We start from the raw sequence: 16,116 nt of genomic DNA, 5'->3' as shown, positions 1-16,116 counted from the left end.
CACGCCGGCGCCTACCGTCCGTCCACCAGATCGCGGTACCGGTTTTCGTTGCGCTGGGCACTGAGGACGTAGAGCATCCCGCAGCCGATCACCAGCGGGTACACCCCCACACCCAGAAGGATCCACGGTGCAGGAACCCCGAATATGCTCAGGTCCGCAATCACGGGAAGGAAGGCCAGCAGTACCGGGACGCTGAGCAGGATCAGGAGAAACCCGCCGCCGACCACCAGTGCCAGCCGCAGCTGGCTGCGGATCAGGGAGCCGATCACGAGCTCTCCAACCTCGGACTGTTCATCCAGCTCCCGCGACACCGGGAACGGGGCCGCTCCGCCGGAGATGCCGGTGGCTGTCACCCGGACGCGGCGCGGTGCCCGCGCTGCGGGGGCCTCGCCGTTCTTCATGATGTGGGCCGGACCCGTCCGGCCTCCAGGGTGTTGCGGACAGCGGGCAGGTGGCGCCGGCTGACCGGCAGATCAACGTCGCCCAGACGCACGCTGGCCCGGCCGGCGGTCAGCCGCACCTGGCGCAGATGGTTCCTGGCCACCAGATAGGACCGGTGGATGCGCACGAAACCTGCCTCGGCCCACTGCTCTTCCAGATCCGCCAGCGGCACCCGGATGAGGTAGGAGGCCTCGGCGGTGTGCAGCCGGGCGTAGTCACCCTGCGCCTGAACGTAGCGGATGTCCGCGCGGGGAATGATTTTCGTCGTCGCTCCCTGCACCACGGTGACGACGTCGGCGTCCGCGGCATCGCTCTCGGCACCCAACTCGCAGATCCGGCGCACCGACTCCGAGAGGCGCTCCGGACGCACCGGTTTGAGCAGATAGTCCAAGGCGGCAAGGTCGAAGGCGCGCAGCGCCTGGTCCTCGTCCGCGGTCACGAACACCACGGCCGGCGGACGTTCCCGGCGCGCCAGGGCCTTGGCGATGTCCAGGCCGGAGAGCGCAGGCATGTGGATGTCCAGGAACACGGCGTCGACGTCGCGTGACTCGATCTCCTGCAGGGCCTGGGCTCCGCTGCCGGCCCGGTGCACGGTACCGATCCGTGCGTCCAGGCCGAGCAGGTAGGCAAGTTCCTCAACGGCGGGCGCTTCGTCGTCGGCCACCACAACGGTCAGGGGGCGGGCAGGTTTACGCATGTGAGACAGATTACGCGTTTGTTGGCCGGTTCTCCGGCTGCGACTTGGGCACCCGCATGGTGATCAGGGTTCCGGCACCCGGCGCGGTGTCGATCACCAGACCGTGCGAGTCCCCGTACACCTGGCGCAGCCGCACGTCCACGTTGCGCAGTCCCACGTGGTCGCCCTCGGCATGTCCGGCCAGGACAGACCGGAGATAACCGGGGTCCATGCCAACGCCGTTGTCCTCGATGGTGATCACCGCTTCGGCCCCGGCATCCACGGCGGCAATGGTGATCCGGCCCTGTCCGTCCTTTGCCTCCAGGCCGTGGCGGACGGAATTTTCCACCAGCGGCTGCAGGGATAGGAACGGGATAACGGTCGGCAGCACTTCGGGGGCAATCTGCAGGCTGACCTTCAGCCGTTCCCCGAAACGGGCCCGCTCCAGCAGCAGGTACCGGTCCACCGACTGCAGTTCCTCGGCGATGGTGGTGAAGTTGCCGTGCCGGCGGAAGGAGTAACGGGTGAAGTCGGCAAACTCGACGACCAGCTCCCGGGCACGTGCCGGATCGGTGTTGATGTAGGAAGCAATCGCGTTCAGCGAGTTGTAAATAAAATGCGGACTGATCTGGGCCCGCAGCGCCCGGACCTCGGCCTCCATCAGCTGGGCGCGGGAGGTGTCCAGCTCCGCCAGCTCCACCTGGGTGGCAAGCCATCCGGCCACTTCGTTTGCGGCACGGACCAGCCCGGCCCGCACCGTCGGCGCGAAAACGGCCACGGTGCCCACCGTCTGCCCGTTGACCGGGAGCGGGGCCACCAGCAGTTCCCGTCCGGAGTGCTCCAGCCCCAGCGCCCGGAGCGCAGCGCCGCGGAACACCCGGGTGCGGCCGGACTCCAGGACCAGTGCCGCCGCTGACTGCAGCCTCTCCCGCCGTACGGCCGTGTCCGGCACGGTGCCCTCCCAGGCGAGCACCGTGGAGGCATCGGTGATCACCAGGGTGTCGCAGTCCAGCAGGTCGCGCAGGTGCCGGCTGGCCTTGCGCGCCCCGGCCGGCGTCAGGCCGGCGCGCAGGTGCGCCGAGGCCAGGGACGCGGTATGCAGCGTGGCATAGGTGGCCCGTTCGGCGTCGGAACCCAGATCCCGCTGCGAGCGGGTCAGCCGGAAGCCGAGCGCGCCCACCACCGCGATGGTCAGGACCGCAATGGCGCAGACCAGGGCAATATCAACGGCGGGACTGAGCATGGCACCACCCTAGCCTCACACCGGAGCGGGAACCGGCGGGGATGCCGTTCACCGCACGGAACTGACCGTTCACCGACGCTGCGGGGCGTCGGGCGGACACGGCCGCCGGGGTATAGGAAAGTGATGAGCGTCACAGCTTGCACGGCGTCGTGTCCTGACCTTTTCGAGGTGGGCGCAGCGCGCAGGGCGGGCCCCAACAGAGGAGGAACAATGGCTGAAGAGCAGCCGGTTTCACACGCTGCGCACCCTGACCAGGTGGACTTCCGGGAAGTTCAGAGCTCACCCGAGTTCCAGGAACTACGCAAGCGCCAGCGCAGCTTTATTTTCCCCATGGCCGTGGTTTTCCTGGTCTGGTACTTCGCATACGTCCTGCTGGCCGACTACGCGCATGACTTCATGTCCACTCCGGTGATTGGCAACATCAACATCGGACTGATTCTGGGTCTCCTGCAGTTTGTCAGCACCTTTGGCATCACCATGTGGTACGTCAGTTACGCCAACCGCCGGTTGGACCCCATATCCGCGGAGATCCGCGCCGAACTTGAGGCCAAGGGCGTCAGCCGTCCGGAGGAGAACAAGTGAACACTGTGCAGATAGCTGCAGCCGACATTACGGCCGACTCCATCAAGGACACCGGCCTGCTGAACATGATTATCTTCGGCCTGTTCGTGGCCGTGACCCTGGTAGTGGTGCTGCGGGCCAGCCGCAACAATAAAACCGCCGCTGACTACTACGCCGCCGGCCGCTCGTTCACCGGACCGCAGAACGGCACGGCCATTGCCGGGGACTACCTCTCCGCGGCGTCCTTCCTCGGCATTGTCGGCGCCATTGCCATCAACGGCTATGACGGCTTCCTCTACTCCATCGGCTTCCTCGTCGCCTGGCTGGTAGCCCTGCTGCTGGTCGCTGAAATGCTGCGCAACACCGGCAAGTTCACCATGGCCGATGTGCTCTCCTTCCGCCTCAAGCAGCGTCCGGTCCGCATTGCCGCGGCCATCACCACCCTGGCGGTCTGCTTCTTCTACCTCCTGGCACAGATGGCCGGTGCCGGCGGACTGGTGTCCCTGCTCATGGGTATCGACGGCAAGGTGGGCCAGTCACTGGTGATCACCGTCGTCGGCGGCCTGATGATCATTTACGTACTGATCGGCGGCATGAAGGGCACCACCTGGGTGCAGATCATCAAGGCCTGCCTGCTGATTGCCGGCGCCGCCATCATGACCGTCTGGGTCCTGGCACTGCACGGCTTCAACCTCTCCGAACTGCTGGGTGCTGCCGTGGAAACCTCCGGTAATGCCGCCATCCTGGATCCGGGACTGCAGTACGGCAAGTCTGAAACCTCCAAGCTCGACTTCGTCTCCCTGGGCCTGGCGCTGGTGCTGGGCACTGCGGCACTGCCACACGTGCTGATGCGCTTCTACACCGTCCCCACGGCCAAGGAAGCCCGCCGGTCCGTGGTCTGGGCCATCTGGCTGATCGGCCTGTTCTACCTCTTCACCCTGGTGCTGGGCTACGGTGCAGCAGCACTTATCGGCGCAGACGCGATCAAGTCGGCTCCCGGCGGGGTGAACTCGGCAGCCCCGCTGCTGGCCTTCGCCCTCGGCGGGCCGGTACTCCTGGGCCTGATCTCCGCCGTCGCCTTCGCCACCATCCTTGCGGTGGTGGCCGGCCTGACCATCACCGCAGCGGCGTCCTTCGCCCATGACATCTACGCCAGCGTGATCCGCAAGGACCAGGTCGACGCCGACGGTGAAGTCAAGGTGGCCCGCACCACGGTGGTGGTGATCGGCATCGTCTCCATCCTCGGCGGCATCGGCGCACAGGGACAGAACGTGGCCTTCCTGGTGGCTCTGGCCTTCGCCGTTGCAGCCAGCGCGAACCTGCCGACCATCATCTATTCGCTGTACTGGCGGAAATTCTCCACCCAGGGCGCGGTCTGGAGCATGTACGGCGGCCTTGGCTCGGCGATCCTGCTCATCGCTTTCTCGCCCGTAGTCTCGGGTGCCGAAACCTCGATGATTGCCGGGGCGGACTTCGCCTGGTTCCCGCTGAACAACCCGGGTCTGGTATCCATCCCGCTGGCCTTCTTCCTGGGCTGGCTGGGCACTGTCCTGGATAAGAACACCGAATCCGCCACCAAGCAGGCGGAAATGGAAGTGCGTTCGCTCACCGGTGTCGGCGCTGAAAAGGCGGTTGACCACTAAGGCAGCTGCCCCAGGCATAAAGGCAGGGCCCGCTTCGGCGGGTCCTGCCTTTTGTGTGCCGCTTAAAAGCATGCACCGGTAAAACCGGCGAAAGGTGCACGCAAAAAACGGGAATCAGCGTCCCGTATTGGTATTGTGTGTGTCTGTTACCACTGTCTTCATCGCCCCGTTGCCCGAAAGGTTAGCGGAATCCGTGTCAACGGAAATGTTCAGCGGATTTCATCGGGCGGCGGAGCCATTGTCTCTAGAGGGGGAAATCCATATGTCACGCGTGTTGTCCACCGAGCAGGCGAAGTCTGCCATCAACCAGGTGCAGTCCATCATCAACGGCGGGTTCACCGACCAGATTCAGGCGCTGGACGCGCAGGGCAAGATCCTGTCAGACCCGAACGTATGGGACGGCCCGCTGGCCGCCCAGTTCCGCGGTTCAACGTGGCCGGAAACCAAGGCAGCGCTGGATAAGGCCCGCCAGGAGCTCGAAGAGCTGCGTACGCAGCTGCAGAAGATTTCGCAGGACATCTTCTCCGCAGGCGGCGGCGCGTAAGCGAGCCGTTCCCGTCCGCGTTGTAAGGGCCGGATAGCTGTTCCGCTGCCGCGGACGGCTATCCGGCCGGCACGCGCTTTGGACCGGCCGGGCAATCCATTCGCCCCGGCTGTTCGGCCGGTGGTCGCTTCCGGCCGGTTTTGACCGGTTTTCCCTTGACGTTCCGGCGCCGGTGTTTCGTCCCCGCAGGTACGCCCAAGGTTGTTTGATTCTTCTTTTCCAGTTCTTGCAGTGGGGGACCCTGATTTATGTCTGAGTCTAAGTTTGTCGAAGTTCCGTTGTTGCCCGAGGATGCGCAGGGACGGTTTGTCTACTCCGTAGCTGAAGAGATGAAGCAGGCATTTGAGAACGCGGCGGCACGCCTCGAGGGGCAGGCCGGCTCCCGGGCATCATTCGTGTCCACCGGTATCGAGGATTTCAAGGGCGCGTTCGCGGACATCTTCCAGGAGAACGCCGCTACTGCAGCCGTTGACGCGGCGAACCTGGCAACGGCCCTTCGCACTGTGGCCAAATATGCCGGGCAGATGATTCCGCTGGCACGCGAAGAAGATGCCAGGCGCAGGGAAAACAATGAATGGGTGTGGCGGCACAACAACCGCAGCTGGCTGGAGGAAGTCGGAGACTGGATCTGGGGCGAGGGGGAGCGGCCCAACCAGGAACGGGGACCGGCCCCGACGTTCGCACCCGCCACCGCGGTCACCGGCAGCCGGAGAACCCCGCCGTCCGGGAACGCCGGAGGTAACGGAGGCGGGACGTCCTCGGCGCGGCCGTCGAACCTGCGCAGTTTCGCGGTGGGTGCCAGGGGACTGGACGCTGAGCTGGTCGGTGCTCCCGGCAGCCTGGAAAGCCACCTGTCCACGTTTGCTGCCCAGTGCAACTGGGGCACCATCGAGGCCTCGGGGGTCCTGAGGGCCTACCGTGCGTACCTGACCGCCAACGAAAACGACGCCCGATGGGCCATCACAGTGGCGGATGCCTTTGCCGCAGCCGGAGGAGACGGGAACGTTTCCACCCTTTCGGATGCAGCTCTTGCCGCAGCCCTGGCCGCAGCCGGTGTGGACACCAGCCGGAGCGCCCTCGCCATCGACCCGCCGACCGCGGCCGGGGCCATCCCTACCACCGGTTACGCCAATGACCCGGTGAACACGGCCACGGGTAACTTCATTGAACCGGAAACGGACCTGGCCTTCGCCGGCAGGGCTTCCAGCCTGGCGCTGACCCGGATGTATAACTCTCTGCCTTCGGGCCTGGAATCTCCCGGCGTGTTCGGCCCGGGGTGGGCGTCCGTCCTGGACCAGCACCTGGTGCTGTCGGATGAGGGCTGCCGCTGGGTCCTGGCTGACGGCCGTGCCGTGGACTTTCCCCGCGAAGGCGAGGGCTGGGGCCGCGCCGTGGGAGAGAACTTCTGGGTTGCCCGCGAACCGGCAACCACTACGCCCCTGACGGACCTGGCCCTGCCCGAGGGCAGTACCGAACTGCTGGTGGTGCGCGACAACCAGGGCGCCTGGTGGGCCTACAGCATTACCGGCGTGTGGCTTGGCGCCGGCGCCGGTCCGGGCCGCACCATCTCCGTCCACCACGAATCTGCAGCCGACGGCGCCAACGACGCCGGTGCCTCCGCCCGGGTGTCCAGGCTTGCCCACGCCTGCGGCCGTTTCCTCGACGTGGACTACAGCGACGGCCGCGCCGCCGTCGTACGGACCTCAGACGGCCGGCGGGTGGAGTACGGCTACGACGACGCCGGCCGTCTCGTCACCGTCACTACGGAAACCGGCACCCGGACGTACCGGTGGAACGAGGCCGGCCTGATTGACGCGGTGTACTCCGCTGCCGGCGTGCTCGAAGCGGAGAACACCTACGACGAGCAGGGCCGGGTGATCCTGCAGCTGACCCAGCATGGCCGCCGCACCCGCTTCGCGTACCTGCCCGGACGGGTCACGGTTGTCTCGGATGAGGACGGCACACGCTCCAACTCCTGGATCGCCGATAGCAAGGGCCGGCTGGTCGGGGTGCTGGACTCCCACGATCAGCGCCAGTCCATGGCCTATGACCGGCATGGCAATCTGGTCTCCCTGACCGAACGCGACGGATCCGTCACCGTCCACGCCTATGACCTGCGCGGCCGCCGCATCCGTACCGTGACGCCCGAGGGTGCGGACCTGACCTACGGGTGGGACGAGCAGGACCGGATCACCACACTGGTCACCGAATCAGGGTCCGTCGTTACCTATGAATATGCCGATGACCTTTCCCGGGATCCGTCGGTGATCCTCGATCCGCTGGGCGGTCGGACCGAGCTGACCTGGGACCGGGGGCTGCTGACCCGGGTGACCGACCCGGCCGGGGTAACCGTCGAGTTCGACTACGACAACTACGGCGACCTGATTGCCACCCGCAACGCAGTCGGGGACACGGCAAGGGTCCTCCGCGACGCAGCCGGCCGCCCGGTGGCAGCCATTACCCCCTCGGGTGCTGCCACCCGCTTCACGTACAACGCTGTCGGGCTGCTCATCCGGCGCGAAGAAGCCGACGGTGCAGTCTGGTCCTTTGAGCATGATGCCGCCGGACGGATCACGGCGTCCATCGCCCCCGACGGGGGCCGGACGGAACTGGAATACGCGGCCAATGGGGAACTGGTCCGCACCATCGACCCCCTGGGCCGGGCCATTGAGCGGGAGTTTGACGAACTGGGCAACGTCACCGCAGCCATCCTGCCCGACGGTGCCCGCTGGGGTTTCACCCATGACACCCTCTCCCGGCTCACCGGGATCATCGATCCGGCCGGGCACGACTGGATCCGGGAGTACGACAGGATCGGCAACCTCACCGCCGTCGTCGACCCCACCGGCGTCCGCTCAGAGGCGAGTACGGACCGGAAAACGGGCACGGCCACCCTCGCCAACGCGTTCTCCACCTCCACTTACAGCTTCGATGAGTACGGGCGACCCGTCCGGGCCGAAGCTCCCGACGGCTCCGCTGAGCTGATCACCTATGACGCGGCCGGGAACCCGGTGGAGCTCGTGGACGGGGAAGGCGGGCTGACCCTGCTGGGACGGGACGTCTCCGGAAAAATCACCTCCATAACCTCGCCGTCCGGGGCCGTGACCCGGTATGAGTACGACATTTGCGGACGGCCCTGGAAGACCGTCGATCCGCTGGGCGCGGTCACCGAACTGGTCTACGACGCCGACCAGCGGGTGGCAGCCCGGATTCTGCCCACCGGTGAAGCCGAAATGTTCGAGTACGACGCCGCCGGCCGCCTGGCATTACGCGTCACGCCCGGAAACGGTGCAGCCCGCTACGGCTACGACAAGGCCGGCCGGCTGAATTTCTCCCAGGACTCCTGGTACGGCACACGCCGGTTCAAATACAACACCGCCGGAGAGCTCATCGAGTCGGTCAACGGCCTGGGCGGACGGACCCGGTTCGAGTACGACCTCCGGGGGCGCCTGGTGCGGATCACCGACCCGCTGGGCGGCGTCACCGAACGTACGTACACGGAGACCGACAGCATCGCCTCGGTCCGCGACCCGCTCGGCCGGGTCACAACGTCAACCTATGATCCGGCCGGCCGGCAGCTTTCCCACACCGACCCGGACGGGAACACCACCAGCTGGTCCTATGACCGTTCCGGACAGCAGGTCACTACCTCCTACAACGGGAAGCAGCTCGCCCGCATCGAACGTGACCGGTTGTCCCGTCGGGTGGTCATCGCGGACTCAACGGCCGGGAACGGGCTCACCGTGGAGCACGAACTTGGTTTCAACCGCCGCGGCCAGCTGACCTCCCGCACCCGCGGCGCCCAGGGGCTCTCCTGGAACTACGACGCCGACGGGCACCGAATGTCCTTCACCGACACCTCCGGTACCACCACCACTTACGTCCGGGACGCCGTCGGCCGCGTGAAGACCGTGCACAACCCCCGTCTGGGGGAGGCAGCGTTCACCTATGATCCGGCAGGCCGGCTGGTTGCCGCCACAGCCGGTGCCCTGGTGCAGGAATGGCAATACCGCAACGGGTACCCTGCCGAACACAGCCGCACCGATCGGACGGATGACGGCGCGCCCGACACCACGCTGATCGGCCGGGACGGGGACGGGCGGATCACCGGCCTGACCCGTGCCGGAGCAGTGACCCGCTACGCCTATGACAACGCCGGCCAGCTGGCAGCTGCCGCCACCACCCGCGGTGAGGGAACAGGGGCCTCCGTCCGTGCGCTGGTCTCGGAATGGCAGTACGACGCCGGCGGCCGCCTGGTCCGGGAGATGACTCCGGCCGGGCCGCGGACGTATACCTATGACGTTGCCGGGGAACTGACCTCCGTCACGGAGCCGGACGGGTCAAGGACTGAATATGTCTATGACGGGCTCGGCCGCCGGTCCCGGCTGCTCGGTCCGGACGGGTCCTGGACCGAATACTCCTGGAGTCCCACCGGTTTCCTCCAAGCGGCAGTGGAACGGGATCGCGACGGTAACGAAACGTCCCGGCACGAGCTCTGGGTGGACGCGCTGGGCGAGCTGGCTGCCGTCGACGGGTGCCAGGCGTGGTGGGACACCGCGAACCCGGTCCCCACCTTGGCCGGGATCGACGGCGAGCAGGTGCTGAACCTGCCCGGCGGCATCACGGGTGTCGGAGAGGCATGGACCGCGGCGGGCTGGCGGACGGCACGTCCGACGGACCACGCCGATCCGTGGGCGGTGCTCGGAAGTCCGGTGCTCCCCGAAGCGGGTGGAACCGCCGGCGCAGCCGGTGTTGCTCCCGGACTGGCAGGGGTACTCTCCGCAGGGATCCGGCTGACCGGCAACGGCGGCCTGGACATAGCGGGCCTGGAGTGGCTGGGTGCCCGGGCCTATGACCCGGCTACGCGCGGTTTCCTGTCCACGGATCCGCTCGCTCCGGTCCTGGGCGCGGGCTGGGACGGCAACCCGTATTCCTATGCCGGCAACAATCCGCTCAACACCACTGATCCGACGGGCCTGCGTCCGCTCACCGACGAGGATCTGAAGGCCTACGACGCCGCGAACGGCGGTGCGCTGGCAGCGGCGTGGGACTTCGTGAAGGAGAACAAGGACTACCTGATCGGCGGTGCCATGGTGGTTGTCGGCGGTGCCCTGATGCTCAGCGGGGTCGGCGGCCCGGCGGGCCTCGCCCTCGTAGCTGCCGGTGCCGACACCATCATCCAAAAGGCAACTACGGGTTCAGTGAACTGGGGCCAGGTGGCAGTGTCCGGGGCCGTCGGCTGGATAGCCGGTCCCATCGCCGGCAAGGCCGGCCACGCCGTCGTCGCGGGTCTGAGCCGCGCAGCGGCAACCCAGGCGGGCAAGGCTGCCATCACCAACGGAGCATTCGGCGGGGCTGCCAGCACCGGCATGTATTTTATGACGACACCCAAGGAAGACTGGTCGTGGCAGGGTGCCGGAGGTGCTCTTGCCGGTGGTGTGGTGACAGGCATGATAAGTCCGCAGGCGGGTTATCTCGCCCCCCTATCCGGCCGATTTTCCACGCTGGTCCAATACGGTGTGGGCGGGCTTGGGGCCGTGGGGGGCGGCTTGGTCGACAACGCCATCGCCGGAGACCCGTACACCGGGGTCGAGATGGCCTTCGATGCCATCGGCGGCGGCTTGCTCACGCACTTTCCGGGGGCTTCCGCGCTGAGTCCGAAGCCGGGTTGGCTGGACCACACGTTTGCGGCCTACGGAGGAAGTCACGCATCAGTTATTGTTGGTGGAATGAAATTTGCAGTTGACGAAGTGGCAGACCTTTGGTGATTAACGGCAAGGAACCGGACCAAAAGAATGATGAACCGCCGAGCCATTTGACCCCTCAGGATCTTGTGCTGGGCAGGAAGGCCAGTAGGTATCTTGACCTGCTGTGTCTGGCCGCCATAGCGGTTTGTGCGGGGATAGCTGTCTTCGTGGCATTCAGCGTTCCGCTCGGGACACGCATGCCTTACAGCGGGCAGTTCAGCCGGAACGGTATTCCCTGGCCCGTCGCTTTGGGGGCAACGCTGCTAGTCCTCTTTGGGCTCTGGCGGTCCGGTAAGAAACCGGACGCGCACCATATGGGAAAGAAAGCGCGTGTTGGTGTGTACACCCTCGGAAGCGCAATGGTTGCCGGCTGCGTTATTGGCCAGTGGGTGATGGCCCGGTCGATACTGATTGAAGGCGGAGCATTCTAACAACGCATGGGATCGACATAGATGTAGGTGGGGCCAGCGGTGAAAATTGAGGATTTCCGGGGACGCAGGCCTGAGGACCCAGCCAGAGAACTGACCGAAGAGGATCTCCTGTTGGGGAAGAAAACGGTCAGGGTCATTGAAATCATGTGTTTGGCTGCCATTGCGGTCTGCGCAGGTATTGCGGTTTTTGTTTTTGCGAGCGTCCCCTTGGATACCAAATTGCCGTATAACGGGCAGTTCGGCAGGAACGGAATTCCCATGCCCATCGCGATGCTTGCCGTCTTCCTGGTCCTCACGGGCCTGTGGAGGGCAACGAAAAAGCCGGATGCATACCACCTGAGCAAGGGCGCCCGTGTGAGGGTACCGATCCTCGGAGCCGTGCTCATGCTCGCTTTCGTCGGGGCGCAGTGGGCCATGGCGCATGCAATCCTCGTTGAAGGCGGCGCCCTCCCGGCATAGCCGGTGGGTGGCTGGTAAAAGCGCAGGCAATTCCCCGGATGAGCGCCGGGCCAGGGGCTTCCGCGCGATTAGCGCCGGGATCCGGGCTGCAGCAGGGGAGTGGCCCGCAGCGGGATCAGCTCACCCATGGCCAGATTGGTGTCGCAGCGCTGCACGCCGTCCACCGCCAGTATCTGCTTGTTGATCCGGAACAGGTCCTCCGCATCGGCAGCCACCACCCGCAGCAGGATGTCCGCATCCCCGGTAAGCCCGTGCGCCTCGGTCACTTCAGGAACTTCCGCCAGATCCGCGGTAATCCGGGCCAGCGCCGGCTGATGGACATGCACGTGGACAAACGCCATCAGCGGATATCCCAACGCCGCCGGGTTGATCCGGCGTTCGAACGGCAGGAACGCCCCCTTGCGCTCCAGCCCTGCCAACCGGGCCTGCACAGTGTTGCGGGAGAGGCCAAGCACAGCAGCCAACGCCACCGCTGTGCGTTGGGGATCTTCTGCCAGCGCCAGAAGCAGGCGGCGGTCGGTGGCGTCAAGGAGCATAGTGCGCAACGCTAGCACGCCCCTTGACCGCTTTATAGGGCAGGATGCTCGGTCTTTCGGGAAATGGTTGTGCCACCTGCCGGGTGTGAGTAGGGTCACATTACCCGGGCAATGGAGCCCGGGATCAGTTCGGCCCCGCCAACCCTGGGGCCCAACCCGGAAGGATACGAATCCAAGTGTCCCTGCATACCCCGGTGCGGCACCCGGAAAACTCCGGCAGTTCCCCCACCGACCCCTATGTCCAGCTTGTTACACCGGACGGCATCCGCGTCCCCGATCCGATCTATGACCGCTGGGTCGACGATATTGACGGCACCCGGCTCCGCGAGCTCTACCTCGACATGGCGGTCATCCGGCGCATCGATACCGAAGCCACCGCCCTGCAGCGCCAGGGTGAGCTGGGCCTGTGGCCGCCGCTGCTCGGGCAGGAAGCGTCGCAGATCGGCTCGGCCCGGGCCCTGCGCCCCTCGGACTTTGTGTTCTCCAGCTACCGCGAAAACGGAGTGGCGTACTGCCGCGGCGTGGGCATGGAGGATCTCATGCGCGTCTGGCGCGGCAACGCCGCCGCCGGCTGGGACCCGTATGCAGTGAACATGGCCCCCACCCAGGTGATCATCGGGGCCCAGGCCCTGCACGCCGCGGGGTTTGCCATGGGCATCACCCGTGACGGCACCGACGACGCCGCCATCAGCTACTTCGGTGACGGTGCCACCAGCCAGGGCGACGTCAACGAAGCCATGGTCTTCGCCGCGAGCTACAGCTCGCCGGTCATTTTCTTCTGCACGAACAACCAGTGGGCCATCTCCGAACCGGTGACCCTGCAGGCACAGGTGCCTATTGCCAACCGTGCCCCCGGATTTGGGATTCCCTCCACCCGGGTAGACGGCAATGACGTCCTGGCCGTCATGGCCGCCACCCGGGAGGCGCTGGAACGTGCGCGCTCCGGACACGGCCCGACCTTCATCGAGGCCGTCACCTACCGGATGGGCCCGCACACCACGGCCGATGACCCCACCCGGTACCGGGACGCAGCCGAGCTGGACGACTGGAAGGCCAAGGACCCGCTGACCCGGATCGAGGCGCTGCTGACGCAGATGGGACTGTTCGGCGCTGACTTCACCGCCGACGTCGCCGCCAAAACGGATGCCGCAGCGGCAGAGCTTCGGGCGGCCTGCCTGGGCATGCCTGACCCGGTGCCTGCCGATGTCTTCGCCCACGTCTATTCCGAGCCCAACTCCTGGCTGGACCGCCAGCAGGAGCAATACTCGCGCTACCTCAACGGTTTCGCGCCAGAGGAGAACCGCGCATGACCACCATGACTTTCGGCAAAGCCATCACAGCGGGTCTCCGGCGCGCGATGGAGAAGGACCCCAAGGTCCTGGTGATGGGCGAAGACGTCGGCAAGCTCGGCGGCGTTTTCCGGATTACCGACGGACTGCAGCAGGATTTCGGGCCCCAGCGCGTAGTGGACACCCCGCTGGCCGAATCCGGCATCATGGGTACCGCCGTCGGACTTGCCTTCCGCGGCTACCGTCCCGTGGTGGAGATTCAGTTCGACGGGTTCATCTATCCGGCCTTTGACCAGATTGTGTCCCAGGTAGCAAAAATGCACTACCGCACCAGGGGCGCCGTCTCACTGCCGCTGACCATCCGGGTGCCCTTCGGCGGCGGCATCGGTTCCCCGGAGCACCACTCGGAATCCCCGGAGGCGTACTTCACCCACACTTCCGGGCTGCGTGTGATCAGTGTGTCCAACCCGCAGGATGCCTACACGATGATCCAGCAGGCCATCGCCTCCAATGACCCGGTGCTCTATTTCGAGCCGAAGCGCCGCTACCACGTCAAGGGAGAAGTGGACCTGGAAGCGGAACCGGAGCTGCCCATGGGCTCGGCCCGGGTACTGACCGCCGGTACCGACGTCACCCTGGTGACCTACGGACCGCTGGTACCCACCGCGCGCGATGCGGCCGTGGCTGCCTCCGACGAGGGTGTGTCAGTGGAGGTCATCGACCTGCGCTCGCTGGCGCCCATCGACTTCGACACAGTGGAGGCCTCCGTACGGAAGACCGGCCGCCTGGTGATCACCCATGAAGCCGCGCAGTCCGGCGGCCTGGGTGCAGAGATTGCCGCCAGCATCACCGAGCGCTGCTTCAACTACCTCGAGCATGCGCCCGTGCGGGTCACCGGCTTCGACATCCCCTATCCGCCGGCCCGGCTCGAATCCCACCATCTGCCGGATCTGGACCGGATCCTGGACGGGGTGGACTGTGTGCTGGACCGGCCCAGCTCCCTCTCCGCCCCCATCCTCAGCGCTGTGCCGGCGGTGGGCTGATGCTGCGCGAATTCCGCCTCCCGGATCTGGGGGAGGGGCTCACCGAGTCCGAAATCGTGAACTGGTATGTCGCCGTGGGGGACAGCGTGCAGCTGAACCAGGTGATCGCCGACGTGGAGACAGCCAAGGCAGTGGTCGAACTGCCCTCGCCGTACGCGGGTGTGGTGGCACGGCTGCACGAGCAGCCCGGGACCGTAGTGGAGGTGGGGTCACCGATAGTCTCCTTCGAAGTGCCCGCCGGAGACACTCCCGGGGATACGGACCCTGCGCCGGCAGGTGGAGCCCCCGCCAAGCGGGAGCCGAACCTGGTGGGCTATGGCGCCCTGCCCGACGCGGCCGGACGCCCGGCCCGGCGCCGGCGGTCGGTTCCGGTAGCGGCGACATCCGTACAGGTGGCGGCATCCGTGGCGCCGGCTGACCCCGTGGCGCCGGCGGCAGTTGATACGCCGAAGGACGAACCGGCTCCCGCGCCGGTGTCCTTCCCGGCCGCGGCACCCGCCGGGCCGGCTGACCCCGTGCAGGAACGTCCCCGCTCCACCCCGCCGGTCCGCAAGCTGGCCCGGGATCTCTCCGTGGACCTCACCCTGGTGCGCGGAACGGGGCCAGACGGGCTGGTGGTGCGGGCCGACGTCGTGCGCGCCGCCTCACCGGCAGCCACACCCGACGCCGCTCCCGCCGCCGGAGTGGAGACGGTACCGGCGCCCGTGCAGGCCGTGGAGCCGGGCCGGGAGGAACGGATACCGGTCTCAGGTATCCGCAAGCACACCGCCGCGGCCATGGTGGCCAGTGCCTTCACGGCCCCGCACGCAACGGTTTTCCTGACCGTGGATGTCACTCCCAGCATGGAACTGCTGGCACGGCTCCGTAAGCAACCTGCCTTCGACGGGGTCAAGCTGTCCCCGCTGACCCTTGCAGCCAAGGCCGTCTGCCTGGGATTGAAGCGTTTCCCGGCGCTGAACTCGCGGTGGGATGAGCCGGCCCGGGAGATCATCCGCTACAACTACGTCAACCTGGGTATTGCTGCCGCCACACCGCGGGGGCTGATGGTTCCCAACATCAAGGACGCGCACGCGCTTAGCCTGCACGGGCTCGCCTCAGCGGTGATGGAACTGGCGCAAACGGCACGGGAGGGGAGGACAACGCCGGCCGCGCTGACCGGCGGAACCATCTCGATCTCCAACGTGGGGGTGTTTGGCGTGGATGCCGGAACCCCGATCCTGAATCCCGGCGAAGCCGCGATTTTGGCACTCGGCGCTGTCCGGCGGCAGCCGTGGGAGTACAACGGAGACATCGCGCTGCGGCAGGTCATGACGCTGAGCCTCTCCTTCGACCACCGGCTGGTGGACGGGGAACAGGGTGCAGGGTTCCTCAGTGAAGTGGGCGCGGTGCTGGCCGAACCGGCGCTGGCGCTGGCCATGATGTAACCCGCCGGCACGGCAAAGACGAAAGGGCCCGTTCCTGTGCGGAACGGGCCCTTTCGTTTTGCGGGCACCTGCCCGGGAA

General features: G+C 66.5%; 13 protein-coding genes. 9 read left to right on the top strand and 4 right to left on the bottom strand.

Features of this window, described 5'->3' with window-relative positions; translation table 11 throughout:
- Positions 1 to 11 precede the first annotated feature (11 nt).
- From AC5RVB_RS07140 to AC5RVB_RS07130, 3 genes are read right to left on the bottom strand one after another with little or no spacing between them, the layout of a single operon-like run.
- Positions 12 to 401 carry a DUF485 domain-containing protein gene (locus AC5RVB_RS07140; protein ID WP_494142314.1) on the bottom strand — a complete coding sequence of 130 codons (390 nt, stop codon included), beginning with the start codon at positions 399 to 401 and terminating at the stop codon, positions 12 to 14.
- On the bottom strand, positions 398 to 1,138 hold the full coding sequence (locus AC5RVB_RS07135; RefSeq protein ID WP_227904375.1) for a LytR/AlgR family response regulator transcription factor: 741 nt from the start codon (positions 1,136 to 1,138) through the stop codon (positions 398 to 400). The genes AC5RVB_RS07140 and AC5RVB_RS07135 overlap by 4 nt, the downstream gene beginning before the upstream one ends.
- 10 nt (positions 1,139 to 1,148) lie before the next feature.
- Positions 1,149 to 2,360, bottom strand: a complete 1,212-nt coding sequence (locus AC5RVB_RS07130) for a sensor histidine kinase (RefSeq protein ID WP_227904376.1) — start codon at positions 2,358 to 2,360, stop codon at positions 1,149 to 1,151.
- Between the two features lie 210 nt (positions 2,361 to 2,570).
- Between AC5RVB_RS07130 and AC5RVB_RS07125 the strand changes: the two genes are divergently transcribed.
- From AC5RVB_RS07125 to AC5RVB_RS07100, 6 genes are all read left to right on the top strand, one after another.
- Positions 2,571 to 2,942, top strand: coding sequence for a DUF485 domain-containing protein (locus tag AC5RVB_RS07125; protein WP_227904377.1), 372 nt, complete (start codon positions 2,571 to 2,573; stop codon positions 2,940 to 2,942).
- 65 nt (positions 2,943 to 3,007) lie between these two features.
- Positions 3,008 to 4,564 (top strand): monocarboxylic acid transporter, encoded by a 1,557-nt coding sequence (locus AC5RVB_RS07120; protein ID WP_231710030.1) that lies wholly within the window; start codon positions 3,008 to 3,010, stop codon positions 4,562 to 4,564.
- 262 nt (positions 4,565 to 4,826) lie between these two features.
- Positions 4,827 to 5,108 (top strand): pyrophosphorylase, encoded by a 282-nt coding sequence (locus AC5RVB_RS07115; RefSeq protein WP_146363391.1) that lies wholly within the window; start codon positions 4,827 to 4,829, stop codon positions 5,106 to 5,108.
- A gap of 248 nt (positions 5,109 to 5,356) precedes the next feature.
- The gene (locus tag AC5RVB_RS07110; RefSeq protein WP_494142313.1) at positions 5,357 to 10,876 is read left to right on the top strand and encodes a DUF6531 domain-containing protein; all 5,520 of its coding nucleotides are present in this window, start codon (positions 5,357 to 5,359) and stop codon (positions 10,874 to 10,876) included.
- Positions 10,873 to 11,286 (top strand): hypothetical protein, encoded by a 414-nt coding sequence (locus tag AC5RVB_RS07105; RefSeq protein WP_494142312.1) that lies wholly within the window; start codon positions 10,873 to 10,875, stop codon positions 11,284 to 11,286. The genes AC5RVB_RS07110 and AC5RVB_RS07105 overlap by 4 nt, the downstream gene beginning before the upstream one ends.
- 39 nt (positions 11,287 to 11,325) lie before the next feature.
- Positions 11,326 to 11,745 (top strand): hypothetical protein, encoded by a 420-nt coding sequence (locus AC5RVB_RS07100; protein WP_494142311.1) that lies wholly within the window; start codon positions 11,326 to 11,328, stop codon positions 11,743 to 11,745.
- Between the two features lie 68 nt (positions 11,746 to 11,813).
- On the opposite strand, the gene AC5RVB_RS07095 is transcribed toward AC5RVB_RS07100, so the two are convergent.
- Entirely contained in the window at positions 11,814 to 12,281 is a 468-nt protein-coding gene (locus AC5RVB_RS07095; protein WP_227904382.1) for an Lrp/AsnC family transcriptional regulator, read from the bottom strand.
- 182 nt (positions 12,282 to 12,463) lie between these two features.
- Between AC5RVB_RS07095 and pdhA the strand changes: the two genes are divergently transcribed.
- Genes pdhA through AC5RVB_RS07080 form a run of 3 tightly spaced genes read left to right on the top strand, consistent with a single transcriptional unit; the run spans position 12,464 to position 16,037 of the window.
- Entirely contained in the window at positions 12,464 to 13,591 is a 1,128-nt protein-coding gene (gene pdhA / locus AC5RVB_RS07090) for a pyruvate dehydrogenase (acetyl-transferring) E1 component subunit alpha (RefSeq protein WP_494142334.1), read from the top strand.
- The gene (locus AC5RVB_RS07085) at positions 13,588 to 14,613 is read left to right on the top strand and encodes an alpha-ketoacid dehydrogenase subunit beta (protein ID WP_227928980.1); all 1,026 of its coding nucleotides are present in this window, start codon (positions 13,588 to 13,590) and stop codon (positions 14,611 to 14,613) included. The genes pdhA and AC5RVB_RS07085 overlap by 4 nt, the downstream gene beginning before the upstream one ends.
- Positions 14,613 to 16,037: a dihydrolipoamide acetyltransferase family protein gene (locus AC5RVB_RS07080; protein WP_494142310.1), complete on the top strand. Its 1,425-nt coding sequence runs from the start codon at positions 14,613 to 14,615 to the stop codon at positions 16,035 to 16,037. The genes AC5RVB_RS07085 and AC5RVB_RS07080 overlap by 1 nt, the downstream gene beginning before the upstream one ends.
- The last annotated feature ends 79 nt before the right edge of the window (positions 16,038 to 16,116 follow it).

This window comes from Arthrobacter sp. Y3225209, from assembly GCF_059090685.1.
Note: the sequence above shows the minus strand (reverse complement) of the source record. Positions and strands in the feature narration are given on the sequence as shown.